25 protein-coding genes are annotated in these 25,798 nt (G+C 67.5%); 18 read left to right on the top strand and 7 right to left on the bottom strand.

Annotation, left to right across the window (positions count from 1 at the left end; translation table 11 throughout):
• Window positions 1-353 precede the first annotated feature (353 nt).
• Entirely contained in the window at window positions 354-707 is a 354-nt protein-coding gene (locus tag WS78_RS19050; RefSeq protein ID WP_038748638.1) for a hypothetical protein, read from the top strand.
• A gap of 163 nt (window positions 708-870) precedes the next feature.
• Here the strand turns inward: WS78_RS19050 and metK are convergent, their stop codons facing one another.
• Window positions 871-2,058 (bottom strand): methionine adenosyltransferase, encoded by a 1,188-nt coding sequence (gene metK, locus WS78_RS19055; RefSeq protein WP_038748550.1) that lies wholly within the window; start codon window positions 2,056-2,058, stop codon window positions 871-873.
• 266 nt (window positions 2,059-2,324) lie between these two features.
• Here metK and WS78_RS19060 point away from each other — a divergent pair, with 266 nt between their 5' ends.
• The 9 genes from WS78_RS19060 (at window position 2,325) to hslU (ending at window position 11,601) form a co-directional block, all read left to right on the top strand.
• Window positions 2,325-3,209, top strand: coding sequence for a lipid A biosynthesis lauroyl acyltransferase (locus WS78_RS19060; protein ID WP_059583786.1), 885 nt, complete (start codon window positions 2,325-2,327; stop codon window positions 3,207-3,209).
• Window positions 3,210-3,249: 40 nt separating this feature from the next.
• On the top strand, window positions 3,250-4,134 hold the full coding sequence (dapF, locus tag WS78_RS19065) for a diaminopimelate epimerase (RefSeq protein ID WP_059583784.1): 885 nt from the start codon (window positions 3,250-3,252) through the stop codon (window positions 4,132-4,134).
• A 31-nt stretch (window positions 4,135-4,165) separates the two neighbouring features.
• Window positions 4,166-4,885 carry a DUF484 family protein gene (locus WS78_RS19070; RefSeq protein WP_059583781.1) on the top strand — a complete coding sequence of 240 codons (720 nt, stop codon included), beginning with the start codon at window positions 4,166-4,168 and terminating at the stop codon, window positions 4,883-4,885.
• A 44-nt stretch (window positions 4,886-4,929) separates the two neighbouring features.
• Window positions 4,930-5,850: a tyrosine recombinase XerC gene (xerC, locus tag WS78_RS19075; protein ID WP_059583778.1), complete on the top strand. Its 921-nt coding sequence runs from the start codon at window positions 4,930-4,932 to the stop codon at window positions 5,848-5,850.
• A gap of 80 nt (window positions 5,851-5,930) precedes the next feature.
• Window positions 5,931-7,187 (top strand): class I SAM-dependent rRNA methyltransferase, encoded by a 1,257-nt coding sequence (locus WS78_RS19080; protein ID WP_038748555.1) that lies wholly within the window; start codon window positions 5,931-5,933, stop codon window positions 7,185-7,187.
• 175 nt (window positions 7,188-7,362) lie between these two features.
• Complete coding sequence (locus WS78_RS19085) at window positions 7,363-8,439, top strand: CobW family GTP-binding protein (RefSeq protein ID WP_038748556.1); 1,077 nt, start codon at window positions 7,363-7,365, stop codon at window positions 8,437-8,439.
• Window positions 8,440-9,033: 594 nt separating this feature from the next.
• A complete protein-coding gene (gene dksA, locus WS78_RS19095) occupies window positions 9,034-9,450 on the top strand; it encodes an RNA polymerase-binding protein DksA (RefSeq protein WP_006024133.1) in 417 nt (138 codons plus the stop codon).
• 260 nt (window positions 9,451-9,710) lie between these two features.
• Window positions 9,711-10,247: an ATP-dependent protease subunit HslV gene (gene hslV, locus WS78_RS19105; RefSeq protein WP_038748557.1), complete on the top strand. Its 537-nt coding sequence runs from the start codon at window positions 9,711-9,713 to the stop codon at window positions 10,245-10,247.
• Between the two features lie 10 nt (window positions 10,248-10,257).
• Window positions 10,258-11,601, top strand: a complete 1,344-nt coding sequence (gene hslU / locus WS78_RS19110; protein ID WP_038748558.1) for an ATP-dependent protease ATPase subunit HslU — start codon at window positions 10,258-10,260, stop codon at window positions 11,599-11,601.
• A gap of 375 nt (window positions 11,602-11,976) precedes the next feature.
• Here the strand turns inward: hslU and WS78_RS19115 are convergent, their stop codons facing one another.
• The 3 genes from WS78_RS19115 to WS78_RS19125 are packed head-to-tail and all read right to left on the bottom strand — an operon-like array spanning window position 11,977 to window position 14,088.
• Window positions 11,977-12,519 carry a response regulator transcription factor gene (locus WS78_RS19115; protein WP_038748639.1) on the bottom strand — a complete coding sequence of 181 codons (543 nt, stop codon included), beginning with the start codon at window positions 12,517-12,519 and terminating at the stop codon, window positions 11,977-11,979.
• 19 nt (window positions 12,520-12,538) lie between these two features.
• Window positions 12,539-13,819, bottom strand: coding sequence for an ATP-binding protein (locus tag WS78_RS19120; RefSeq protein WP_038748559.1), 1,281 nt, complete (start codon window positions 13,817-13,819; stop codon window positions 12,539-12,541).
• Window positions 13,820-13,836: 17 nt separating this feature from the next.
• Window positions 13,837-14,088 carry a cysteine-rich CWC family protein gene (locus WS78_RS19125; protein WP_059583775.1) on the bottom strand — a complete coding sequence of 84 codons (252 nt, stop codon included), beginning with the start codon at window positions 14,086-14,088 and terminating at the stop codon, window positions 13,837-13,839.
• Between the two features lie 321 nt (window positions 14,089-14,409).
• Here WS78_RS19125 and argB point away from each other — a divergent pair, with 321 nt between their 5' ends.
• From argB to WS78_RS19165, 7 genes are all read left to right on the top strand, one after another.
• Window positions 14,410-15,309: an acetylglutamate kinase gene (argB, locus tag WS78_RS19135; protein ID WP_038748561.1), complete on the top strand. Its 900-nt coding sequence runs from the start codon at window positions 14,410-14,412 to the stop codon at window positions 15,307-15,309.
• Window positions 15,306-16,109 carry a pyrimidine 5'-nucleotidase gene (locus tag WS78_RS19140; RefSeq protein WP_082717313.1) on the top strand — a complete coding sequence of 268 codons (804 nt, stop codon included), beginning with the start codon at window positions 15,306-15,308 and terminating at the stop codon, window positions 16,107-16,109. The genes argB and WS78_RS19140 overlap by 4 nt, the downstream gene beginning before the upstream one ends.
• The gene (gene slmA / locus WS78_RS19145) at window positions 16,076-16,777 is read left to right on the top strand and encodes a nucleoid occlusion factor SlmA (protein ID WP_059583770.1); all 702 of its coding nucleotides are present in this window, start codon (window positions 16,076-16,078) and stop codon (window positions 16,775-16,777) included. Before WS78_RS19140 ends, slmA begins: the two co-directional genes overlap by 34 nt.
• 371 nt (window positions 16,778-17,148) lie before the next feature.
• Complete coding sequence (gene metX / locus WS78_RS19150; protein ID WP_038748564.1) at window positions 17,149-18,294, top strand: homoserine O-succinyltransferase MetX; 1,146 nt, start codon at window positions 17,149-17,151, stop codon at window positions 18,292-18,294.
• Window positions 18,291-18,905 (top strand): methionine biosynthesis protein MetW, encoded by a 615-nt coding sequence (gene metW / locus WS78_RS19155; RefSeq protein WP_038748565.1) that lies wholly within the window; start codon window positions 18,291-18,293, stop codon window positions 18,903-18,905. The genes metX and metW overlap by 4 nt, the downstream gene beginning before the upstream one ends.
• 11 nt (window positions 18,906-18,916) lie before the next feature.
• Window positions 18,917-20,230 (top strand): AmpG family muropeptide MFS transporter, encoded by a 1,314-nt coding sequence (locus tag WS78_RS19160; protein WP_038748566.1) that lies wholly within the window; start codon window positions 18,917-18,919, stop codon window positions 20,228-20,230.
• Window positions 20,220-21,263 carry a M48 family metallopeptidase gene (locus WS78_RS19165; protein ID WP_059583767.1) on the top strand — a complete coding sequence of 348 codons (1,044 nt, stop codon included), beginning with the start codon at window positions 20,220-20,222 and terminating at the stop codon, window positions 21,261-21,263. The genes WS78_RS19160 and WS78_RS19165 overlap by 11 nt, the downstream gene beginning before the upstream one ends.
• A gap of 234 nt (window positions 21,264-21,497) precedes the next feature.
• Here the strand turns inward: WS78_RS19165 and WS78_RS19170 are convergent, their stop codons facing one another.
• Window positions 21,498-22,442: an AraC family transcriptional regulator gene (locus tag WS78_RS19170; RefSeq protein WP_059583764.1), complete on the bottom strand. Its 945-nt coding sequence runs from the start codon at window positions 22,440-22,442 to the stop codon at window positions 21,498-21,500.
• 218 nt (window positions 22,443-22,660) lie between these two features.
• Here WS78_RS19170 and WS78_RS19175 point away from each other — a divergent pair, with 218 nt between their 5' ends.
• Complete coding sequence (locus WS78_RS19175; protein ID WP_059583761.1) at window positions 22,661-23,725, top strand: NAD(P)-dependent alcohol dehydrogenase; 1,065 nt, start codon at window positions 22,661-22,663, stop codon at window positions 23,723-23,725.
• A 345-nt stretch (window positions 23,726-24,070) separates the two neighbouring features.
• Here the strand turns inward: WS78_RS19175 and WS78_RS19185 are convergent, their stop codons facing one another.
• Both WS78_RS19185 and WS78_RS19190 read right to left on the bottom strand, forming a co-directional pair.
• Window positions 24,071-24,841: an exodeoxyribonuclease III gene (locus WS78_RS19185; protein ID WP_059583756.1), complete on the bottom strand. Its 771-nt coding sequence runs from the start codon at window positions 24,839-24,841 to the stop codon at window positions 24,071-24,073.
• Between the two features lie 31 nt (window positions 24,842-24,872).
• Complete coding sequence (locus WS78_RS19190) at window positions 24,873-25,712, bottom strand: PPK2 family polyphosphate kinase (protein WP_038748571.1); 840 nt, start codon at window positions 25,710-25,712, stop codon at window positions 24,873-24,875.
• Between the last annotated feature and the right edge of the window lie 86 nt (window positions 25,713-25,798).

The raw sequence follows: 25,798 nt of genomic DNA on the forward strand, positions 1-25,798 counted from the left end.
ATTGTTATCAACGATCGATTGTAAAGCCGGCCTGTGCGACATGCTCGGCAACGATGCCGCGAAGTGAAAAACAGCGCGCAATCGCTGCGGCGAATTTGATGTAACGCAAAGGAACTGTCGGGCGCGCGCACGTCACTAACTACGGCTGCCCGGATGCGATGTGCCCGACGCACAAGGGTTAGCGCGACTTTCTGGCGTCACGAATCGCCTGTAGTCTCGACGCACCTGCTAGTTTTCGCGGGCAGCGGCGCACCGATGCCTTCGGTACGATGGGTTCGACCCTTGCCGCACAACGGCCGTTTTGACATTCGCGCCCTGAAATGGACGCAATCTACGAGCGAATTACTTTCGTCATGCCTTTCCGACTGACTTCCCGTCTTCACCGCACCCCGAAGAGCACGCCGTCGGCGCCGCCGCGAATCGTGCGCGCGTTGCGCCACCACAGCGCGCGGGCGAGCGTGCTCGCCGAGCGCGCACGCCAGCACCAGCCGCGGCTCGATGGTCTGCGCGCATGGCTGCATGCATTCCTGTCGCTGATGAGCGCCCATGCTGCGGCGCGGCGCATCGCGCTGCGCTCGCTGCTGCAAAAGCCGTCGCTGCGGCTGCGCGCGCCGTCGCTGCATCGCGCGAGCGCCGCGCCGCGCCGGATCAACCGGCCGCGCCGCCTCGCGGCGAGCACCGGCTGGTTCGTGTTCGCCGCGCGCTGAGCGCGACACGCGCGCGGCAATTCGCCGCGCCCGCGCGCATCGTGCATGCCCGGCGAACGCGAACGGCACCGGCGCGCAACGCGCGCGAAGCCGATGCAGAACCGAAATAAAAAACCCCGGCCAAGGCCGGGGTTTTCGTTTGCCGTCGGGAACGTGCGTTGCGTCAGGCGACCTGCACGGCCGGCTCGACGCCAGCCGCTTCGGCGAGCGCGAGCGCCTTGTCGGCGGCTTCCCACGAGAACTCCGGCTCTTCGCGGCCGAAGTGGCCGTAGGCGGCGGTCTTCTCGTAGATCGGACGCAGCAGGTCGAGCATCTGGATGATGCCCTTCGGACGCAGATCGAAATGCTCGCGCACGAGCTTCGTGATCGTCTCGTCAGACACGCGGCCCGTGCCGAACGTGTTGACCATCACCGAGGTCGGCTCTGCCACGCCGATCGCGTACGACACCTGGATCAGCGCGCGCGACGCGAGGCCCGCGGCGACGATGTTCTTCGCGACGTAGCGGCCCGCGTAAGCGGCCGAGCGGTCGACCTTCGACGGGTCCTTGCCCGAGAACGCGCCGCCGCCGTGCGGCGCTGCGCCGCCGTACGTGTCGACGATGATCTTGCGGCCCGTCAGCCCGCAATCGCCTTGCGGCCCGCCGATCACGAAGCGGCCGGTCGGGTTCACGAGGAACTTGATGTCGCCCTTGATCAGGTCGGCGGGCAGCGTCGGCTTGATGATCTCCTCGATCACCGCTTCGCGCAGCGCGGGCAGTTCGATGTCCGGCGCGTGCTGCGTCGACAGCACGACGGTATCGATCGAGTGCGGCTTGCCGTCGACATAGCGAACCGTCACCTGCGACTTCGCGTCCGGACGCAGCCACGGCAGGCGGCCGTCGCGGCGCAGGTTCGCCTGGCGCTCGACGAGGCGGTGCGACAGGTGGATCGGCAGCGGCATCAGCTCGGGCGTTTCGTCGCACGCGTAGCCGAACATCAGGCCCTGGTCGCCGGCGCCTTGATCGAGGTTGTCGTCATGCGCGCGGTCGACGCCCTGCGCGATGTCGGGCGATTGCTTGTCGTACGCGACGAGCACCGCGCAGCCGCGGTAGTCGATGCCGTAATCGGTGTTGTCGTAGCCGATGCGCTTGATCGTGTCGCGTGCGATCTGGATGTAGTCGATGTTCGCGGTCGTGGTGATTTCACCGGCCAGCACGACGAGGCCGGTGTTGCACAGCGTCTCGGCTGCGACACGGGAGTACTTGTCCTGCGCGAGGATGGCGTCGAGGATCGCGTCGGAGATTTGGTCCGCGACCTTGTCCGGATGGCCTTCGGATACGGATTCGGACGTAAAGAGATAATCGTTTGCCACGTTCTCAGGCTCCTGTTGTGGTTACGGTTGAAGTTCACGTAGCCAGCTTCCAGAGGCCCGAAGCGGCGACGCTTTAGCGGATTTCCTGCACCGTGAGCGCTCATAGCGCCCGCCGGCTTCGCCCCGCAAGTTGTCAGTTAACTCGGCGAAGCCCGTATTATAGCGGCTTTCTCGAATTGTTACAGAGCGTCGATCGTGCTGCTCCTTCCGCTGTCCTTCAACCCTGCTTTCATCGCGCCGGCCGTCCGGATCGACGGAGGATTCGCATGCTAGGCCGTCTCGGCACACAGCTCGCCGTCGCGTTTCTCAAATTCCTCGCGATCCTGCCCTACGGCTTGACCGCGCGCCTGGGCGACGGCCTTGGCTGGCTGCTCTATCAGATCCCCAGCCGGCGAAAGCGCATCGTACACATCAATTTGAAACTTTGCTTCCCGAATTGGAGCGACGCGCGCCGCGAAGAAGTGGCCGGCCGGCACTTCCGGCACGCGATCCGCAGCTACGTCGAGCGCAGCTATCAATGGTTCGCGTCGGAAGAGACCTACCGCAAGCTGTTCACAGTCGACAGCGAGATCGATCTCAGCGACCCCGACATGCCGCCGACGCTGTTGCTCGGCTTCCACTTCGTCGGCATCGAAGCCGGCTCGATGGCGATCAATCTCGCGCTCGGCCGCATGTGCGGCTCACTCTACACGCCGATGAAGAACCCGCAGATCGAGGCTGCGGCCAAGGCCGGCCGCAGCCGCTTCGGCGCGGAGCTGGCGAGCCGCGCCGACAGCGCGCGCGTCGTGCTGCGCTGGCTGCGCGACCGCAAGCCGGTGATGCTCGGCGCCGACATGGACTACGGCCTGCGCAACTCGACGTTCGTGCCGTTCTTCGGCGTGCCCGCGTGCACGCTGACCGCGGTCGGCCGGCTCGCGAAGACGGGCCATGCGCAGGTGGTGCCGTTCATCGGCGAAGTGCTGCCCAATTACCAGGGTTATCGGCTGAAAGTCTTCAAACCTTGGGAAAATTATCCGACGGGCGACGACGATCTCGACGCGCGCCGGATGAACGCGTTCCTCGAGGAGCAGATTCCGCTCATGCCCGAGCAGTACTACTGGGTGCACAAGCGCTTCAAGACGCGCCCGCCCGGCGAGCCGGGCTTCTATTGACTCCGCCGCCGCGGCGTACCCCCGGCATACAATAGCGCCCATGAAACTCTCGTTCACCAAGATGCACGGCGCGGGCAACGACTTCGTCGTGCTCGACGGCTACACCCGCGCGCTGCCCCCGCTCTCCGACGCGCAGGTGCGCGCGCTCGCCGACCGCCACTTCGGGATCGGCGCTGATCAACTGCTGCTCGTCGAAAAGCCGACCGTCGAAGGCGCCGACTTCAAGTACCGGATCTTCAATTGCGACGGCGGCGAGGTCGAGCACTGCGGCAACGGCGCGCGCTGCTTCGTCAAGTTCGTCCGCGACCACGGACTCACCGACAAGGCGAGCGTGCGCGTCGAAGTGAAGCACGGCGTGATCACGTTGACGATGCAGGCCAACGGCGAGGTCGTCGTCGACATGGGCGCGCCCGTGTTCGAACCGGCCCGCGTGCCGTTCGACGCAAGCGGCCTCGACGGCCGCCGCGAAGGCGCCGACACGCTCTGGCCGCTGCCCGTGAACGGTGCGACGCGCTGGATCTCGGTCGTGTCGATGGGCAATCCGCACGCGGTGCAGATCGTCGACGACGCCGAGGCGTTCCCGGTCGGCGTCGACGGCCCCGCGATTGAGCGCCATCCGCGCTTTGCGCAACGCGTGAACGCGGGCTTCATGCAGATCGTGTCGCGCCGCGAAGTGAACCTGCGCGTCTACGAGCGCGGCGCGGGCGAGACGCTCGCGTGCGGCACGGGCGCGTGCGCGGCGGTCGCGGCGGGCATCCGGCGCGGGCAACTCGATTCGCCCGTCACGGTCCATACGCATGGCGGCACGCTGACGATTTCGTGGGACGGCGCGCGCGACGAAAGCGCGCCGCTGTTGATGGCCGGCCCCGCGACGACCGTCTTCGAAGGCGTGATCGACCTGCCCGTCCGATCTCCTGTTGTCTGACCTTTCATTTGCCGAAGCCCAACGAAGCGCCATGAACGATCGCGAAGTCGCCGACTACCTGCTCGCCAATCCCGAATTCTTCGCCAAGCACGCGGAGCTGCTCGCGACGATCAAGCTCGCGAATCCGCACGGCAAGGCCGCGGTGTCGCTACAGGAGCGGCAGATGGAGATGCTGCGTGACAAGAACAAGCATCTCGAACGCCGGCTCGCCGAGCTGCTGCGCTATGGCCACGAGAACGACGGGCTTGCCGCGAAGTTCAACCGCTGGACCGCGCGCGTGATCGCCGAGCGCGATCCGTACGCGCTGCCGCGCGCGATCGCGAGCGGCCTGGCCGACGTGTTCGACGTCCCGCAGACGGCGCTCAGGCTCTGGGACGTCGCCGACACCTATGCGCAAGCCGATTTCGCGCGCAACGCCGGCGAGGAAGTGCGCCTGTTCACGAACAGTCTGGCGACCCCATATTGCGGCGCGAACACCGGCTTCGAGGCCGCGCAGTGGCTCGCGCCCGTCGCCCCCGCGCCGGCCGCGGGCGACGGCGAAGCGCCCGCCGCGAGCGGCGCCGCCGAATCGGTCGCGCTGATCGCGCTGCGCACGCCCGCCGCGGGCGAGGGCGCGAGCGCGAGCGCGTTCGGCCTCCTCGTGCTGGGCTCGCCCGATCCGCGCCGCTTCCACGACGGCATGGGCACCGATTTCCTCACGCAGATCGGCGCGCTCGCCGGCGCGGCGCTCACGCGCCTCCTGCCGCACTGACGGCCGCGCAGCGCGCATCGCCACTCGCCCGCCCGACACGCGCCATGATCGCCGACCCGACCGCCGATTACCTGTCGAACCTGCGGCACGTCAGGAAGCTGTCGGACCACACGCTGCGCGCGTACGCACACGAGCTCGACGAGCTGAAGAAACTCGCGAACGGCCGCCCGCTCGAAAGCCTGACGGCCGTCGACATGCGCGGCGCGGTCGTGCGCGCGCATGCGGGCGGCCTGTCCGCGCGCTCGATCTCGCACCGGCTGTCCGCGTGGCGCGCGTTCTACCGCTGGTTCGCGCAGCACGTCGAGATGAACGCGAATCCGGTCGCGGCGGTCCGCGCGCCGAAGCGCGCGAAGACGCTGCCGAAGGCGCTGTCCGTCGACGATGCGGCCGCGCTGATGGACGCGCCGACGGCCGGCACCGCCGAGAGCCTGCGCGACCACGCGATCCTCGAGCTGTTCTATTCGTCCGGGCTGCGGCTCGCCGAGCTGATCGGTCTGGACATCGAATACGCGAAGGACAGCGACTATCGCTCCGAAGGCTGGCTCGACCTCGCCGAAGCGGAAGTCACCGTGCACGGCAAGGGCGGCAAGGAGCGCAAGGTGCCCGTCGGCCGCAAGGCGATCGACGCGCTGAACGCATGGCTCGCGGTGCGCGGCGAGTTCGTGAAACACGATCCGCGCCCGCTTTTCCTGTCGGTGCGCGGCAACCGGATGTCGCCCGGCGTCGTGCGCGAGCGCGTGAAGCGCGCGGCGCTCGCGGCGGGCATTCCGGCGAACGTCCATCCGCACGTGCTGCGCCACTCGTTCGCGACGCACGTGCTGCAATCGAGCGGCGACCTGCGCGCGGTGCAGGAGCTGCTCGGCCACGCGAGCATCTCGGCGACGCAGGTCTATACGTCGCTCGACTTCCAGCATCTGGCGAAGATTTACGACAGCGCGCATCCGCGCGCGAAGAAGCGCGACTGACGCGCGCCGCCGCGCTCACCGAATCACCCAATCACCGAATCACCCTTCGCCGCGTCCGATGCGGCTTTTTCGATCCCGACATGCATACCGTTACGCTCAAGCCGTCGAAAGACAAATCCCTGCTGCGCCGCCATCCGTGGATCTACGCGAATGCGATCGACCGCGTCGACGGCAAGCCCGCGCCCGGCGCGACCGTCGTCGTGCGCTCGCACGACGGCCGCTTCCTCGCGCGCGCCGCGTACAGCCCGCATTCGCAGATCCGGCTGCGCGTGTGGAGCTTCGACGAGAACGAGCCGATCGACCATGCGTTCTTCAAGCGGCGCGTGCAGCGCGCGGTTGCGCATCGCAACACGATGATCGCCGGCACGGGCGCGGTGCGGCTCGTGTTCGGCGAGGCGGACGGGCTGCCGGGGCTCGTCGTCGATTACTACGTCGCCGCGCAGGTTCCCGCGCAACGCGCTGCCGCCCACGCAGCGGAGCCGCCGGCCTCCGGCGAGGGCGCGGGCCGCGGCCAGCTCGTCTGCCAGTTCATGGCGGCGGGCGTCGAGCACTGGAAGGGCGCGATCGTCGCGGCGCTCGTCGCCGCGACCGGCTGCCCGAACGTCTACGAGCGCTCGGACGTGTCGATCCGCGAAAAGGAAGGCCTCGAGCAGACGACGGGCGTGCTCGCGGGCGATCCGCCGCCCGACACGCTGATCGCGAACGAGAACGGCGTGCTGTACCACGTCGACGTCCGCAACGGCCACAAGACGGGCTTCTATGTCGATCAGCGCGACAACCGCGCGCTCGTCGCGCAGTACGCGCGCGAGCGCGACGTGCTGAACTGCTTCTGCTACACGGGCGGCTTCTCGCTCGCGGCGCTCAAGGGCGGCGCGAAGCGGGTCGTGTCGATCGACTCGTCGGGCGACGCGCTCGCGCTCGCGCAGCGCAACGTCGCCGCGAACGGCTTCGACGCCGCGCGCGCCGAGTGGCTCGACGCCGACGCATTCAAGACGCTGCGCCGCCTCGTCGACGAAGGCGAGCGCTTCGACCTCGTCGTGCTCGACCCGCCGAAGTTCGCGCCGACGCGCGACAGCGTCGAGCGCGCCGCGCGCGCGTACAAGGACATCAACCTGAGCGGCTTCAAGCTGCTGCGCCCGGGCGGCCTGCTGTTCACCTATTCGTGCTCGGGCGCGATCGACATGGAGCTGTTCCAGAAGATCGTCGCGGGCGCGGCGGCCGACGCGAAGGTCGACGCGCGCATCCTGAAGCGGCTCGGCGCGGGCGTCGACCATCCGCTTCTGACCGCGTTCCCCGAAGGGGAATATCTGAAGGGCCTGCTGTTGCAAATCGCGTGATCGCCCCGATCTGAACGGGCGGCGCAGTGCGCGCCCGCGCCGCGCCGGCCATCCGGCCGGCAGCGGGGGCTTGACAGATATGTTTCAATAATTGATCGAGCGCCCGGGAAGTTGCCGGGCGCGCTGTTTTCCCACTGTTTTGACCCCGTTTCACGAACCACAGGCGACCGACGACATGGCCATTCCCGTCACCATCCTCACCGGCTTCCTCGGCAGCGGCAAGACGACGCTGCTCAAGCGCATCCTGAACGAACAGCACGGCATGAAAATCGCCGTGATCGAAAACGAGTTCGGCGAGGAGAACATCGACAACGAGATCCTCGTCCAGGATTCGAACGAGCAGATCATCCAGATGAGCAACGGCTGCATCTGCTGCACGATCCGCGGCGACCTCGCGCGCGCGCTCGCCGACCTCGCCGCGAAGAAGCGCGACGGCAAGTTCGACTTCGACCGCGTGGTGATCGAGACGACGGGCCTCGCGAACCCGGGCCCCGTCGCGCAGACGTTCTTCATCGACAGCGAGATCGCCGACGAATTCCTGCTCGACGCGGTCATCACGCTCGTCGACGCGAAGCACGCCGACATGCAGCTCGACGAGCACGAAGTCGTGCAGCGCCAGGTCGGTTTCGCCGATCGCCTCTTCATCACGAAGGCAGACCTCGTCGACGACGAGACGGCCTCGGAGCTTAAGCACCGCCTGCTGCACATGAACCCGAGGGCGGCGATCAAGGTCGTGAACTTCGGCGACGCGGACATCAAGGAGATCTTCGACCTGCGCGGCTTCAACCTGAACGCGAAGCTCGAGATCGATCCGGACTTCCTGGCGGAAGACGAGCACGAGCACGCGCATCACCACGATCACGAGCACGATCACGCGCATTGCGACCACGATCACGGCCATTGCGAGCACGATCACGAGCACGGCCATCAGGATCATCATCATGCGCACCACGACGACAAGATCAAGTCGTTCGTGTACCGCAACGATCGCCCGTTCGATCCGAACAAGCTCGAGGACTTCCTCGGCGGGATCTTGCAGATCTATGGCGAGCGGATGCTGCGCTACAAGGGCGTGCTGTACATGAAGGGCGTCGACCGCAAGGTCGTGTTCCAGGGCGTGCACCAGATGATGGGCAGCGATCTCGCCGCGAAGTGGCTGCCGGCCGAGAAGAAGACCAACAAGATGGTGTTCATCGGCGTCGACCTGCCGCGCGACCTCATCACCGACGGCCTCGACGCCTGCCTCGCGTAACGCGCCCACGCGCGGCCGGCGCGCGGCTCGGTCCGGGCGCGCCGGCGCGATTGCGCGCGGGGCGACGGCGACGCGGCCCCGCGCGCTCGCCGCTCACCGCTCATCGTCGCCCCACCCGACACTCGCCGCCCGACACTCGCCGTCCGATCGCACGCCGCTGCCGAGCCCGCGCGCGTCGCGTCCCGCACCCGCGGCGAAGACCGCCGCGCCGCCCGCGCGCCGGCGTGCAGTCGTCATCGCTTTTTCCTGATTTGCGGGTTATATTTTCAGGATACCGCTTGACCGGCAGGGGATCGACCCGATACGGCGAGGACTTGCGATTCAGTTACAATACCTGCCCGCTGGAGAGAGAAGGGCGGCGGCAGGCCCGATCCTTGCATGAGCGTGGGCGGCTCGGTGGAGCGCCGGGGATGGCCGCCCGCCGGTCGCGCGCAATCCGGTCCTCCCAAGGGGAGTCCTGAACGAAATGGGCCCGGTATCCGGAGGCTTTCGGCCCCGCCGCAGCGAATGGCAAACAATTGCAAGGGCTGTTGCGGGTAATCCCAAAGTGCGGGCAATATCTACAGATTCGCCGCACATTGAAGAAGCAAGCAGATGACGAAGAAACTCTTGACCGAAGCCGAAATCCTGAAGATGAGCGACAAGGATTACATGAATGAGGATCAGCTCGCCTTCTTCAAAAATCGGCTCGAACAATTGCAGGCGGAAATTCTCCGCAATGCGGGCCAGACGACCGAGAATCTGCGCGAAACGGTGATCGTGCCGGACCCCGCCGATCGCGCGACGATCGAGGAAGAGCACGCGCTCGAACTGCGCACGCGCGACCGCGAACGCAAGCTTCTCAAGAAGGTCCAGCAGTCGCTCGCCCGCATCGAATCGGGCGAATACGGCTGGTGCGAAGAGACGGGCGAGCCGATCGGCATTCCGCGTCTGCTCGCGCGTCCGACGGCCACGCTGTCGCTCGAGGCGCAAGAGCGCCGCGAGCTGCGTCAGAAGCTGTTCGGCGACTGACCTTCCCGGCGCGGCCCGCCTTCCGCGCCTCACACGCTTTGCACAAAGCGCGCGGCCTGCCGCGCGCTTTTGTTTTTCCGCTGCCGCCCGCTTCCCCCTCGCGACGGCGCTCGACGCACGCCGCTCTTGATATCGCGGCGCCCGCCCTAAAATGAAGTCCATGCGCGTCGAGCCGGCAGGCCACGCCACGGCTTGCGCGCGCCGCATCACGCGGCGGCGCCCGCGCGCCCCGCATCCCCCGTCTTTCTCGAGGATTACAGATGGAGCAATTTCACGGCACCACGATCGTCTCCGTGCGGCGCGGCGACAAGGTCGCGCTCGGCGGCGACGGCCAGGTCACGCTCGGCAATATCGTGATGAAGGGCGGTGCGCGCAAGGTGCGCCGCATCTACAACAACCAGGTGCTCATCGGCTTCGCGGGCGGCACGGCCGACGCCTTCTCGCTCCTCGACCGCTTCGAGGCAAAGCTCGAAAAGCACCAGGGCAACCTGACGCGCGCCGCCGTCGAGCTCGCGAAGGACTGGCGCACCGACCGCATGTTGCGCCGCCTCGAAGCGATGCTGATCGCGGCCGATGCGAGCACGACGCTCGTCATCACCGGCAACGGCGACGTGCTCGACCCGGAAGGCGGGATCTGCGCGATCGGCTCGGGCGGCGCCTACGCGCAGGCCGCCGCGCGCGCGCTCGCGGAGAACACCGATCTGTCCCCGCGCGAGATCGTCGAAAAATCGCTCGAGATCGCGGGCGACATGTGCATCTACACGAACCACAATCGCGTCATCGAGACTATCGAGTAAGGACGAAGCAATGAGCACCATGACCCCTGCCGAGATCGTCTCGGAACTCGACAAGCACATCATCGGCCAGGACAACGCGAAGAAGGCCGTCGCGGTCGCGCTGCGCAACCGCTGGCGCCGCCAGCAGGTCGCCGAGCCGCTGCGCCAGGAAATCACGCCGAAGAACATTCTGATGATCGGGCCGACGGGCGTCGGCAAGACCGAGATCGCGCGCCGCCTCGCGAAGCTCGCCGACGCGCCGTTCATCAAGATCGAAGCGACGAAGTTCACCGAAGTCGGCTATGTCGGCCGCGACGTCGACAGCATCGTGCGCGATCTGATCGAGATCTCGGTCAAGCAGACGCGCGAAGCGGAGATGCGCAAGGTGCGCAGCAAGGCGACCGACCAGGCCGAGGACCGCATCCTCGACACCCTGCTGCCGCAACCGCGAGCGGTCGGCTTCGGCGCGAACGCCGAGCACGCGAACGACGACAACAACGCAACCCGCCAGACGTTCCGCAAGCGCCTGCGCGAAGGCCAGCTCGACGACAAGGAAATCGAGCTCGACATCGAGCAGCCGAGCGTCGGCATGGACATCATGGCGCCGCCGGGCATGGAAGAGATGACCGAGCAGATCCGCTCGATGTTCTCGAACCTGGGCGGCGGCAAGAAGCAGCGCCGCAAGGTGAAGATCAAGGAAGCGCTGAAGCTGCTCACCGACGAGGAAGCGGCGAAGATGCTCAACGACGAGGAAGTGAAGACGAAGGCCGTGCAGAACGTCGAGCAGAACGGCATCGTGTTCCTCGACGAGATCGACAAGATCACGTCGAGAAACCACGAAGGCGGCGGCGGCGAGGTGTCGCGGCAGGGCGTGCAGCGCGATCTGCTGCCGCTCGTCGAGGGCACGACGATCAACACGAAGTACGGGATGGTGAAGACCGATCACATCCTGTTCATCGCGAGCGGCGCGTTCCATCTCGCGAAGCCGAGCGACTTGATCCCCGAGCTGCAAGGGCGCTTCCCGATCCGCGTCGAGCTCGAATCGCTGTCGGTGAAGGATTTCGAAGCGATTCTCGTCGCGACCGACGCAAGCCTCGTCAAGCAGTATCAGGCGCTCCTCGCGACCGAGGACGTCAAGCTCGAGTTCGCCGACGACGGCATCCGCCGGCTCGCCGAGATCGCATACGCGGTCAACGAGAAGACCGAGAACATCGGCGCGCGGCGCCTGTACACGGTGATCGAGAAGTTGCTCGAGGAAGTGTCGTTCGCGGCGGGCAACCACGCCGGCCAGAGCGTGACGATCGATGCGGCGTACGTCGACCGTGCGCTCGGCGAGGTGTCGAAGGACGAGGATCTGTCGCGCTACGTGCTGTAACGCGAAGCGGCTTTGCCGACCGAAAAAAACGGGCGGTCCCTTGCGGGGCTGCCCGTTTTTCGTTTCGGCGCGCGGCGCGGCATCGATCTCGGCCGCTTGCGGCTCGGCATCTATCGCCCGCCGCCGGCTGCGAATCTTTCGCGTCGATCGCTCGAAGCCGGCCGCGCCGACCACGGACCGACCACGGACCGACCACGGACCGACCACGGACCGACCGCCGGCCGATTGCATGCCGACCGCCGACCGACTACCAGCCGACTACCAGCCGACTACCAAGCCGACTGCCAAGCCGATTGCCCGGCGCGCCTCGCCGCCACCGCAACGCGCGGTGCAAGCGCCGCGCGACGCCCGGCGTCCGCGGCGCGCGCCCCGCTCTTACTGCCGCACCGGCTTCTTCGCGAGCTTGCGCTGCAGCGTGCGGCGGTGCATGTTGAGTGCGCGCGCGGTCGCCGAGATGTTGTTGTTGTTCTCCGCGAGCACGCGCTGGATATGCTCCCATTCGAGCCGGTCGACCGACAGCACGACCGGATTCTCGAGCGCCTCTTCGGCCTGCACTTCGCTCGCGTTCGTCTGCAGCGCGGCGAGGATCGATTCGACGTTCGCCGGCTTCGCGAGATAGTTGTCCGCGCCGTCCTTCACCGCCTGCACCGCGGTCGCGATGCTCGCGTAGCCCGTCAGCACGAGGATTCGCGCGTCGGGCTGCAGATCGCACAGCGGCGCGATGAGGCTCAGGCCCGAATCGTCGCCGAGGTGCAGATCGACCGTGATGAACTGGAATTTCTCGGCGCCCGCGAGCTTGAGCGCCTCGTCCTTGTTGTGCGCCTGCCGCACCGTGTAGCCGCGGCGCTCGAGCCCGCGCGCCAGCGTGCCGGCAAACACTTCGTTGTCGTCGATCACGAGGAAATTCTTGTCGCTCATTTGCATCACTCCGTCTTGTCTATCCGTTACCGTTCGCCATCTCGGCCGCCACCTGGCGCGCGACCGGCAGCCGCAGGATCGCCCGCGTGCCTCGCGGCTGCGCGTCGGCGAGCTCGATCGAGCCGCTGAGGCGCGCCGCCGCGCTGAACGCCAGATACAGGCCAACCCCGTGGCCGCCCTGCGTGCTGTCGACGGGCGCCGCGCCGAGCGCGTCGCGCAACGCGGCCGGGATGCCCGGCCCGTTGTCGCAGACTTCGAACTCGATTTCGTCGCGTGCGCCGTCATGCGCGATCGTTGCCGCCAGCGTAACGCGATCGCGGCTCGCGCGCGCGGCATTGTCGAGCAGGATGGTCAGGATCTGGCCGACCGCGACCGTATCGTCGAGCGCGACGCCCGCGGGCTGCGGCCCCAACTGCTCGAACAGCACGTGCGGATGGCGCAGCCGCCAGTGCTCGACGAACGTGTCGAGCCATTCGCCGACCGGCTCGCTGCTCGGCCGCTCCGACGCGCGGCTCCTGAGGCGCGCGAGCGCCGACGTGCATTGCGACATCTGCTCCTCGAGCACCTTCAGGTCCGCATCGTAGCGCGCGAGCCCCGCATCCGTGCGGGCGGCCTCGCGCAGCTCCTCGGTCAGCATCGCGATCGTCGACAGCGGCGTGCCCATCTCGTGCGCGACCGTGGCCGCCTGCACGCCGAGCGCGACCGCGCGCTCGTCGCGCAGCAGCGCCTGCTGCGCCTCGCCGAGCGCCGCGTCGCGCTGGCGCAGCGCGCTCGACATCCGCGCGACGAACCACGCGATGAGCCCGACGCTCACCATGAAGTTCACCCACATGCCCGCCCGGAAATAATCGAACAGATTCGCGGGATTATCCAGGTTGAGCGGCACCGAATCGAAGCCGAGCGCGAGATAGCACGCGACCGCGAACGCCGCGAGCCAGATCATCAGGTGCCACGGCAGCACCGCGGCCGCGATCGCGAGTGACGGCAAATACAGCGACACGAACGGGTTCGTCGTCCCGCCGGACAGGAACAGGAGCGCCGACAACGCGCCCAGGTCGACCCATAGCTGGCCGAGCAGCTCGAAATTGGTCTCGGGCCGCGCACGCAGCACGCGCACCCACGTCAGCGCGTTGAAGACGATTTCGAGCGCGATTACCATCAGCATCGCCGGTAACGGCAAATGGACGCCGAAATAGGTCTGTACGACGGCGATCGTAACGAGTTGGCCGATGATCGCGAGATTGCGCAGCCAGAACAGATGGCTCAGGTTGACGCGTCCGGTGGTGGTGATTCGTTGCATCCGCGCAGTTTACCTTCTCAGTCTTCGCGCTCGGGCCGGCCGGCCCCCGCGCTCCCCGCGCCCGCGGCGACGCGCCGGGCGATCTCGTCGGCGAGACATTCCGGGCACAGGCAGCGCGCGCCCGTCGCGGGCTGCGCGCCGGGCGGCAGGCTCGGCATCGCCGCGCACCAGCAGGTGAACGGACGCGTGCGGGCGCCGCAGTCGAACGCGCTGCCGCAGCGCGGGCAACGCTTGCTGATCAGGCCGGACGTAGCGGCGGGCTCGGTCATCTCGAATAGGCCGGGTCAAGCCGGAAAGGGCAGAAAGGGACAAAAAGCGAGCGCCGGCGGCCGGCACAGCCGGTTCGCCGCCGCGAGGCGGCTGCCCGGCCACCGCCTCGCGGCGGGCAGCCGAGCACCACGTGCCAAGCATAAGCGCCGCGCGCGGAATTTGCATGCGGATCGCGCAGGAAAACGTCACTTTTCCGGCGACGGCGCATGCTTGCGGCACCCGCGCCGCCCATCGTCCGAACGGCCAAAAACCCCATGCTGCGGTGCGCCACTCCTGTACAATTCCGCCTGTTTCAACCGTTTCGCACCAGAGCCGCCGCCATGTCCGAGCCGATCGACCTCTCGCAGATCTCCCCCGTCCTGAAAGCCGAAATTCTCGCCGAAGCGCTGCCGTACATTCGCCGCTACCACGGCAAGACCGTGGTGATCAAATACGGCGGCAACGCGATGACGGAAGAGCGGCTCAAGCAAGGCTTCGCGCGCGACGTGATCCTGCTCAAGCTCGTCGGCATCAATCCGGTGATCGTGCACGGCGGCGGCCCGCAGATCGACCAGGCGCTCAAGAAGATCGGCAAGCAGGGCACGTTCATTCAGGGGATGCGCGTCACCGACGAAGAGACGATGGAAGTCGTCGAATGGGTGCTGGGCGGCGAGGTGCAGCAGGACATCGTCACGCTGATCAACCACTTCGGCGGCCATGCGGTCGGCCTGACGGGCAAGGACGGCGGCCTCATCCACGCGCGCAAGCTGATGATGCCGGACCGCGACAACCCGGGCGAGTACGTCGATATCGGCCAGGTCGGCGAGGTCGAGGCGATCAACCCGGCCGTCGTGAGGGCGCTGCAGGACGACGCGTTCATCCCGGTGATCTCGCCGATCGGCTTCGGCGAGGACGGCCTGTCGTACAACATCAACGCCGACCTCGTCGCCGGCAAGCTCGCGACCGTGCTGAACGCCGAGAAGCTCGTGATGATGACGAACATCCCCGGCGTGATGGACAAGGAAGGCAACCTGCTGACCGACCTGTCCGCGCGCGAGATCGACGCCCTCTTCGAAGACGGCACGATTTCGGGCGGCATGCTGCCGAAGATCTCGTCCGCGCTCGACGCGGCGAAGAGCGGCGTGAAGTCGGTCCACATCGTCGACGGCCGCATCGAGCACTCGGTGCTGCTCGAGATCCTGACCGAGCAGCCGTTCGGCACGATGATCCGCTCGCATTGAGCGCGCGCCGTCAGCCGCCCCGCGCGGCCTTGCCGCCAGCCGGCGAGCAGACGCCCGGACGCCGTCGCGCGCGGCGCGCCCGTCCGCACGCGGGCAGCCCCGTCTGGCTCTTCGATCTCGACAACACGCTGCATCACGCGTCGCACGCGATCTTCCCGGTGATCAACCAGGCGATGACGCAATACATCGCCGACACGCTGAAAGTCGAGCGCGCGCACGCCGATCACCTGCGCACCTACTACTCGCGCCGCTACGGCGCGGCGCTCCTCGGCCTCGCGCGCCATCATTCGATCGATCCGCACGATTTCCTGAAGGTCGTCCACACGTTCGCCGACCTGCCGTCGATGGTGCGCGCCGAGCGCGGGCTCGCGCGGCTCGTCGCGGCGCTGCCCGGCCGCAAGATCGTGCTGACGAACGCGCCCGAGGCGTACGCGCGCGCGGTGCTGCGCGAGCTGAGGATCGAGCGCCTGTTCGAGCGCGTGATCGCGATCGAGCACATGCGCGACCGCCGCGCGTGGCGCGCGAAGCCCGACGCGACGATGCTGCGCCGGGCGATGCGCGCCGCGCACGTGCGCCTGTCCGACGCGATCCTCGTCGAGGATACGCGCGGCCACCTGAAGCGCTACAAGCGGCTCGGCATCCGAACGGTCTGGATCACGGGGCACCTGCCCGGTCATCTGCCAAGCTACGGGCGGCCGCACTATGTCGATCGTCGCATTGGTTCGCTAAAATCGCTGCGATTGGGCACTCGATCGGGGCGACGAAAATGCAGCCGACTCACCCGCAGGACCCGGCAGTAACCGCAGCGGCGGAAGACGAACGCAATCCCGCCTCCCGCACCCGCGTGCGCCTGAAGCCGGGCGAGCGTCGCGTGCACATTCTGCAGACGCTCGCGTCGATGCTCGAATCGCCGAAGAGCGAGAAGATCACGACCGCGGCGCTCGCCGCGCGTCTCGACGTGTCGGAGGCCGCGCTCTACCGGCATTTCGCGAGCAAGGCGCAGATGTTCGAAGGCCTCATCGAATTCATCGAGGAGACGTTCTTCGGGCTCGTCAACCAGATCGCCGCGAACGAGCCGAACGGCGTGCTGCAGGCGCGCTCGATCGCGCTGATGCTGCTCAATTTTTCGGCGAAGAATCCCGGCATGACCCGCGTGCTGACGGGCGAGGCGCTCGTCGGCGAGCACGAGCGCCTCGCCGAGCGCGTCAATCAGATGCTCGAGCGGATCGAGGCGTCGATCAAGCAGAGCCTGCGCGTCGCGCTTCTCGAAGCGAGCGCGCGCGCCGACGCCGCCGCTGCCGCCGCGCCGCCGCCCTCCGTGCCGCTGCCGGACGACTACGATCCGGCGCTGCGCGCGAGCCTCGTCGTCAGCTATGTGCTCGGCCGCTGGCACCGCTATGCGAAGAGCGGCTTCACGAAAGCGCCGGGCGAACACGCCGACGCGCAGTTGCGGCTGATCCTGCAGTAGCGCTGCAGCGGCGCAGGCGCGAAGCCGCCGCGAACATGGAGAACATGGAGAACATGGAGGACGCGGCGAGCACGAGGGAAACGGCGGGCATTACCGCGCTTCCGCGCCCGAAGCCAAACGCCTGGCGCTCGGCACGCCCTCGCCGCGACGCCGAAGTTTTTCCGTTATACTTGCGCGATTGTTGTTGTCGTCGCTTCGCGGCGATGCTCGGAAAGCGCGCCGATTTGCTGACTCGATTGCGGGCGCGCGAACCGGCCGGGGCTCCGTCCCGGCGGTTCAGTACAAATGCGGCTAAAGAGGTCGTCAGCCGGCTCCCCGCTTCCCGCGCACGCCCGACAACCATTTAGCCGCCCAGTCATAAGGCGGAACGAATGGAATCGATCGGCATCGTCGCTCCACAAACCATGCATTTCGCCGAACCGCTGCGCCTGCAAAGCGGCAGCGTGCTCGGCAACTATCAGCTCGTCGTCGAGACCTACGGCGAGCTCAACGCCGCGCGCTCGAACGCGGTGCTCGTCTGCCACGCGCTCAACGCGTCGCACCACGTCGCGGGCGTCTACGCGGACGATCCGCGCAACACCGGCTGGTGGGACAACATGGTCGGCCCCGGCAAACCGCTCGACACGACCCGCTTCTTCGTGATCGGCGTCAACAATCTCGGCTCGTGTTTCGGCTCGACCGGGCCGATGAGCATCGATCCCGCAACGGGCACGCCGTACGGCGCGCGCTTTCCGGTCGTGACGGTCGAGGACTGGGTGCATGCGCAGGCGCGCGTCGCCGACGCGTTCGGCATCGAGCGCTTCGCCGCGGTGATGGGCGGCAGCCTCGGCGGAATGCAGGCGCTCGCGTGGAGCCTCCTGTATCCGGAGCGGGTCGCGCATTGCATCGACATCGCGTCGACGCCGAAGCTGTCCGCGCAGAACATCGCGTTCAACGAGGTCGCGCGCTCGGCGATCCTGTCGGACCCCGATTTCCACGGCGGCGACTACTACGCGCATGGCGTGAAGCCGCGGCGGGGCCTGCGCGTCGCGCGGATGATCGGCCACATCACGTATCTGTCCGACGACGACATGGCCGAGAAATTCGGCCGGGCGCTGCGCCGCTCGGACGGCGCGCTCGACGCGTACAACTTCAACTTCGACGTCGAGTTCGAAGTCGAGTCGTACCTGCGCTACCAGGGCGACAAGTTCGCCGACTACTTCGACGCGAACACGTACCTGCTCATCACGCGCGCGCTCGACTACTTCGATCCGGCGAAGGCGTTCGACGGCAACCTGACGGCGGCGCTCGCGCATACCAAGGCGAAGTATCTCGTCGCGGGCTTCACGACCGACTGGCGCTTCGCGCCCGCGCGCTCGCGCGAGATCGTGAAGGCGCTGCTCGACAACCGGCGCGCGGTGTCGTACGCGGAGATCGATGCGCCGCACGGGCACGACGCGTTCCTGCTCGACGACGCGCGCTATCACAACCTGGTGCGCGCCTATTACGAACGAATTGCCGAGGAGGTGGGCGCATGAACCAACAGGCGCTGAACACGCTGTCCGCACGCGCGGACTTTCGCGCGATCGCGCGCTGGGTCGAGCCGCGCTCGACAGTGCTCGATCTCGGCTGCGGCGACGGGTCGCTGCTGTCGCTCCTCTCCGAGGAGCTCGAAGTATCGGGCTACGGCGTCGAGATCAACGATGCCGGCGTGCTCGCGAGCGTGAAGAACGGCATCAACGTGATCCAGCAGAATCTCGAGGACGGCCTGCGCCTCTTCGAGGATCACAGCTTCGATTTCGCGATCCTGTCGCAGACGCTGCAGACGATCCACCAGACGGCCGCGATCTTGCGCGAGACCGCGCGCGTCGGCCGCGAATGCATCGTGTCGTTCCCGAACTTCGGCTATTGGGCGCACCGGCTGTCGGTGCTGCGCGGCCGCATGCCGGTATCGAAATCGCTGCCTTACCAGTGGCACAACACACCGAACGTGCGGGTGCTGACGATCAAGGATTTCGAGGCGCTCGCGCCCGAAGTCGGCGTCGAGATTCTCGACCGCGCGGTGCTGCACGAAGGGCAGCCGATTCGATGGGGAGTGAACTGGCGTGGTAGTCTTGCGGTCTACCGCGTCAAGCGGAGACAACCCTAGTATTTAGTTCGATGACCAAACCACCGCACGACGCGCCCGCCCTCAACGCCCACGAGGACCACCCGGGCTGGCGCGCGTTTCTGAACACGCACATGCTGATCTGCGTCTTTCTCGGCTTCACGTCGGGACTGCCGCTCTTCACCCTCGTCTACCTGGTGCAAGCCTGGCTGCGCTCGGAAGGCGTGAACCTGAAGGAGATCGGCCTCTTCGCGCTCATTCAGTTCCCCTACACGTGGAAGTTCCTGTGGGCGCCGCTGATGGACCGCTTCATCCCGCGCCTGCCCGGCTGGCGGCCGGGGCGGCGGCGCGGCTGGATGCTCGTCACGCAGTTGCTCGTCGCCGTTGCGATCGCGGCGCTCGGCTTCGTGTCGCCGCGCGAATCGATCTGGACGGTCGCCGCGCTGACGACGCTCGTCGCGTTCTTCGGCGCGAGCGCCGATATCGTGATCGACGCATACCGCCGCGAATTGCTGCGCGATACCGAGCAGGGCCTGGGCAACGCGGTGCACGTGAACGCGTACAAGGTCGCGGCGCTGATTCCCGGCTCGCTGTCGCTGATCCTGTCCGATCACCTGCCGTGGGACGCCGTGTTCGCGCTCACGGCCGCGTTCATGCTGCCCGGCATCTTGATGACGCTCGTCGTGCGCGAACCCGACGTGCACGGCGCGCCGCCGAAGAGCCTGTCGGACGCGGTGGTCCTGCCGTTTCGCGAATTCATCGGCCGCGACGGCTGGCGCGGCGCGCTGCTCGTGCTCGGCTTCATCTTCCTCTACAAGCTCGGCGACACGATGGCGACGACGCTGTCGACGTCGTTCTTCCTCGACCTCGGCTTCAACAAGACGCAGATCGGCGTGATCGCGAAAACGACCGCGTTCTGGGCGAGCCTCGCGGGCGGCATCATCGGCGGCGTGTGGCTCGTGAAGATCGGCATCGCGCGCGGGCTGTGGATCTTCGGGGTCCTGCAGATCGTGTCGACGCTCGGCTTCGCGTGGCTCGCGAAGGCGGGCCCGGACGCCGTGCTGATGGCGGCCATCTACGGCTTCGAGACATTTTCCACGGGCCTCACGCTCGCCGCGTTCACCGCGTACATCGCGAGCACGACGGACCCGCGCTACACGGCGACGCAATTCGCGCTGTTCACGAGCCTCGCGTCGGTGCCGCGCACGCTCGCGTCGGCGTCGAGCGGCTTCATCGTGTCGCAGATCGGCTGGTTCGACTATTTCCTCGTCTGCGCGGCGCTCGGCATCCCCGGCATGCTGCTGCTGTTCAAGATCGCGCCGTGGAACGGCAGCATGCCCCGCAACGAGGCCGCCCGTGCAGGCTAAGCTGCGCGCCGCCCGCGCCGCGCTCACGTTCGCGGGCGGCGTCGCGCTCGGCGTAGCCGGCCCGGCGCTCGGGCTCGAGCTGTGCATGGCCGAGCCGGTCATCGTCGCCGACAACGGCGCGCCGTCCGCGCCGCCGCCGAGCGCGCCGCTCGTCGCCACGCCCGCGGCTCCGGCCGCGGCGCCCGCAGCCGGCAGCCCGCAGCCGTACGGGCTCGGCGATCAGCAGGTGCGCTACGGCAATGCGATCGTGTTCCGCAGCCTGATTCCGTCGCCGCTGCTCGAGCAGCTGACCGACAACGAATACCGGCAGACCGTGCAGGACGCCGCGCAGCGCGACCGCCTGCTGCCGCCGAACAGCGCGCGCGTGAAGCGGCTGCGCGCGATCGTCACGCGGCTCGCGCCGTATGCGGTCAAGTGGAGCGAGCGCGTGAAGGGCTGGGGCTGGGAAATCGAGGTGCTGCGCTCGCGCTCGATTCGCGCGTTCTGCCTGCCGGGCGGCAAGGTGCTCGTCGACAGCGGGCTGCTCGACCGGCTGCGCCTCACCGACGACGAACTCGGCGTGCTGTTCGCGCACGAGATCGCGCACGCGCTGCGCGAGCACGCGCGCTCGAGCCTCGGCGAGCAGCAGGCCGCGTCGCTCGGCACCGGCGCGACGCCGCTGCCGCCGCTCTTCGGACTGTCGGACCCGCTGCCCGCGCCGCTCGGCGTCGTCGAGCGCTTCGCATCGGTCCGCTACGATCCGACCGACGAAACCGAAGCCGACGTGATCGGCGGCGACATCGCCGCGCGCGCGGGCTTCGATCCGCGCGCGGCGATCACGCTGTGGGACAAGCTCGCGGTCGCGACGCGCGCCGACAAGGAAAACGGCTTCATCTACGCGCATCCGTACGATACGCGACGCCGCAACGATCTGCGCAAGCGCCTTGCGGACCTGATGCCGCTCTACAAGAAAGCGCTCGACAAGCATGCCGACGCGAACGCCGCGGGCGCGGACGGCGCGAAGCAGCGCGGCACCGCGGCGGGAAATCGCTAGGCGATGAATCGCCGAACGGTGAATCGCCAGACGGCAAAGGTTGAACCGCGAAAGTTGAACGGCCGCGGCTGATCGGCGAAGGCCGGGCAACGCGCCTCACGAACTCTCCCGCACCGCGTCGCGCCCGCGGTCGGCTCCGCGGTTTGCGCCCGCAGCCCGGGCCGGCAGACCGCCTTGGTCGAGCCGCTTGCGCGAGTCCCCCAGCGCGTTCGCGCCGCCCGTCACGCCCCTCCGTCATTCCCCCGCCTCGAGCGCGATCGGCTGCCGGCCGCCCGCCTGCACCCAGCGCACTTCGTCGCTCGGGCTGCGTCCGAACAGCCGCTTGAACTCGCGGCTGAACTGCGACGCGCTCGCATAGCCCACCCGCGCCGCCGCCGCGCCCGCGCTCAATCCGTCCTGCACCATCATCAGCCGCGCATGATGAAGCCGCGTCGCCTTCACGTACTGCATCGGCGAGCTCGCCGTCACGCTCTTGAACTGCGCATGAAACACGGCGACGCTCATCCCCGCTTCGCTCGCGAGCGTCTCCACGTCGAGCTCGCCGCTCAGATCCGCGTGAATCCGCCGCAGCGCCTTCGCGACGCGGCCGAAGTGATGTTGCTGCGCGAGCGCCGCGCGAATCGCGTCGCCTTGCGCGCCCGTCAACACGCGGTAGCCGATCTCGCGCATGATCGCCGGGCCGAGCACGCGCGTGTCGGCGGGCGACGCGAGCGTCTCGAGCAGGCGCAGCACCGCGTCCGCGAGCGGCGCGTCGAGCGGCGTCGAGTAAACGCCGCGCGGCTCGCTGATCGACGCGCCGTGCGTCTCGTCGAGCAGGATCGCGAGCTCGGCGATCACCGCGAGATCGATGCGAATCGACAGCGCGAGGAACGGCTCCTCCGGCGTCGCGAACGTCTCGCATTCGAACGGCAGCGGCACCGACAGCACCAGATACTGCTGCGCGTCGTAGACGAAGGTCTGCTCGCCGACATAGCCGCGCTTGCGCCCCTGGCAGACGACGACGATGCTCGGCTCGTACAGCACCGGCATTCGCGGCACCGGCCGGTTCGAGCGAATGAAGCGCACGCCGTCGATCGCGGCGTGCGTATAGCCTTCGTTCGGCGCGAGCCGGTCGAACAGCGCGAGGATGCGACGCCGCAGATGCGCGCCGCCGTCGTGGAAAAGGGGTTCGAAGCTCATCGGACTTCCTTCGGACTGCAAGAGAATCAGGCTTGCAATCTAGCACCGGACAAGCCTTTTTTCCGCACTTTGCCCGGCATTCGAGAGAAATAGGCAAACGTTCGAGATCTTCAGGTATTCCGCGCGCGTACCCCCGTGCTTACGATGTGCCCCGTGCCGCTGCGCCGCCGCATTCCGCGGCCGCGCGCGGCGCGTGTCTTTTCGAGTCAGGAGCCTTCATGAGCACGACTTACGCTTACGCGGCAACGAGCGCCACGACGCCGCTCGCGCCGTTCGAATTCCAGCGCCGCGCGCTGCGCGATCTCGACGTGCAGATCAAGATCCTCTACTGCGGCGTCTGCCATTCCGATCTCCACCAGGCCCGCAACGAATGGAAGAACACGACGTACCCGGTGGTGCCGGGCCATGAGATCGTCGGCCGCGTGACGGCCGTCGGCCCGCAGGTCACGCGCTTCAAGGCGGGCGAGCTCGTCGGCGTCGGCTGCCTCGTCGATTCGTGCCGCACGTGCCCGAGCTGCGCGGAAGGGCTCGAGCAGTATTGCGAGAACGGTTTCGTCGGCACGTACAACGGCCGCGACCGCGCGACGGGCGACATCACGTACGGCGGCTACTCGACGCAGGTCGTCGTCGACGAGGCGTTCGTGCTGCGCGTGCCCGACACGCTCGATCCGGCGGGCGCGGCGCCGCTCCTCTGCGCGGGGATCACCACGTATTCGCCGCTGCGCCAGTGGGGCGCGGGGCCCGGCAAGAAGGTCGGCATCGTCGGCCTGGGCGGCCTTGGCCACATGGGCGTGAAGCTCGCGCGCGCGATGGGCGCGCACGTCGTGCTGTTCACGACATCGCCGCCGAAGATCGAGGACGGCAAGCGGCTCGGCGCGCACGAAGTCGTCATTTCGAAGAACGAAGCGCAGATGAATGCGCATCTGAACAGCTTCGACTTCATTTTGAACACGGTCGCCGCGCAGCACGATCTGAATCCGTTCCTCCACCTGCTGAAGCGCGACGGCACGATGACGCTCGTCGGCGCGCCGGAGCACGATCATCCGTCGCCGCGGGTCTTCAACCTGATCTACAAGCGCCGCCGCCTCGCGGGCTCGCTGATCGGCGGCATCGCCGAGACGCAGGAGATGCTCGATTTCTGCGCGCGGCATGGAATCACGTCGGACATCGAAGTGATTCCGATGTCGCAGCTCAACGCAGCGTACGAGCGGATGCTGAAGAGCGACGTGAAGTACCGCTTCGTGATCGACATCGGGTCGATCAAGCCGAAGCTCGCGGCGTGACGAGCGGCTGCTCGCCCGACCGGCGCGCCGGCGCGTAGCGGAATCGATCCGGCGCGTCGCGCGCCGTTCGAGACGCCGGGCGCGGTGCGTCGTGCGTCGTGCGTCGTGCGTCGTGCGTCGTGCGTCGTGCGTCGTGCGTCGTGCGTCGTGCGTCGTGCGTCGTGCGTCGTGCGTCGTGCGTCGTGCGTCGTGCGTCGTGCAGCATCGCCCCCATCTCACCACAACGCAAGCCGCAAAAAAACGGGCCGCACGCGCGGCCTGTTTTTCTTTCCGTCGTCGCCACCCGCTCGCGACGATCGCCCGGCCCGCTCTCGCAGAAGCGAGCCGGCGCGACCGCCCGCCGCGTCACTTGTAGTCGTAATCGACCGTGAGCGGCGCGTGATCGCTGAACTTGACGTCGCGGAAGATCGACGTGCTTTTCGCCGTGCCGGCAATGCCCGGCGTCGCGATCTGGTAATCGATCCGCCACCCGACGTTCTTCGCGTACGCCTGGCCGCGATTGCTCCACCACGTGTACTGCTCGGGCCGCGAATCGAGCGTGCGGAACACGTCGACATAGCCGACTTCGTCGAACAGCTGCGTGAGCCACGCGCGCTCCTCCGGCAGGCAGCCGGAGTTCTTCTGATTGCTCTTCCAGTTCTTGATGTCGATTTCCTTGTGGACGATGTTCACGTCGCCGCACAGGATCACTTCGCGCTTCGCCTTCAGCTCGGCGAGGTGCGGCATGAACTCGTCCATGAAGCGGTACTTCGCCTGCTGGCGCTCGTCGCCGCTCGAACCGGACGGCACGTACACCGACACCACCGACAGCTTGCCGAAGCGCGCCTCGACATAGCGGCCCTCCGAATCGAACTCGCTGCTGCCGTAGCCGATGATCACGTCGTCGGGCTCGCGGCGCGAGTAAAGGCCCGCGCCGCTGTAGCCCTTCTTCTCCGCGTGGTGGAAGTAGCTCCTGAAGCCGTGCGGCCCGACGAACTCGGCGGGCAGATCGTCCGCCGACACCTTGATTTCCTGCACGCAGACGCAATCCGCGTTCTGCTCGCCAAGCCAGTCGAAGAAGCCCTTTTTCGCGGCCGAGCGGATGCCGTTCAGATTCGCGGTGATGACACGCAGCATGGTGAATTCCGTCCAGTGATTTCGTTGCGGTTTATTGGATTCTGATGCCGGCGAGCTCGGGCTTCGCGGGCGGATATTCGAGCTTCATCGCGGTCAGCTCGCGCTGCAGCAGCTCGGCGATCATCACGTTGCGATGCGTCTTCGAATCGGCCGGAATCACGTACCACGGCGCATGCTCGGCCGACGTCGCGACGAGCGCGTCGCGGTACGCGGCCTGATACGCGTCCCAGTGCTTGCGCGCTTCGAGATCCGAAATATCGAACTTCCAGTGCTTGTTCGGATCGTCGATGCGCGCCTGCAGCCGAGCGCGCTGCTCGTCCTTCGAGATGTGCAGGAAGCATTTGACGACCCGCGTGCCGGATTCGGCGAGCATCTCCTCGAACTGCCGGATCTGCTTGTAGCGCCGCTCGCACTCGGCCTTGTCGATCGCGCCCGTCACGCGGGGCACGAGGACATCCTCGTAATGGCTGCGATTGAAGATCGTCAGCTCGCCCGCGGCGGGCACCTGCGCGTGGACGCGCCACAGGAAATCGTGCGCGAGCTCGACCGACGTCGGCGCCTTGAACGACACGATGCGCAGCCCGAGCGGATCGACTTCGTGGAACACCGCGCGCACGGTGCCGTCCTTGCCGCTCGTGTCCATCCCTTGCAGCACGAGCAGCATCCGCTTGTGCCGCTGCGTATGCAGGCGCTCCTGCAGCGCGTCGAGCTGCAACGCGACGGCGGAGAGCCGCTCGCGGTCGGTTTCCTTCGCCCCGCTCGAAAACGGCTTCGCGGCCGGATCGAACGCGTCGAGCGCGAATGCGGCGGCTTCTTTTTCGCGCGTGTGATACGGCACGCAGTAGTCGTCAAGCGACGGTTGCTTGGCCATCGGCACCTCCTTTCGTGTTGCACGAAGCGCGGCCCGGCGCTTCGCGAAACGCGAGCGGGCCGCCCCGAACGCCGGTTCGGCGGCGG

The sequence above is a fragment of the Burkholderia savannae genome, assembly GCF_001524445.2.
Lineage (GTDB): Bacteria > Pseudomonadota > Gammaproteobacteria > Burkholderiales > Burkholderiaceae > Burkholderia > Burkholderia savannae.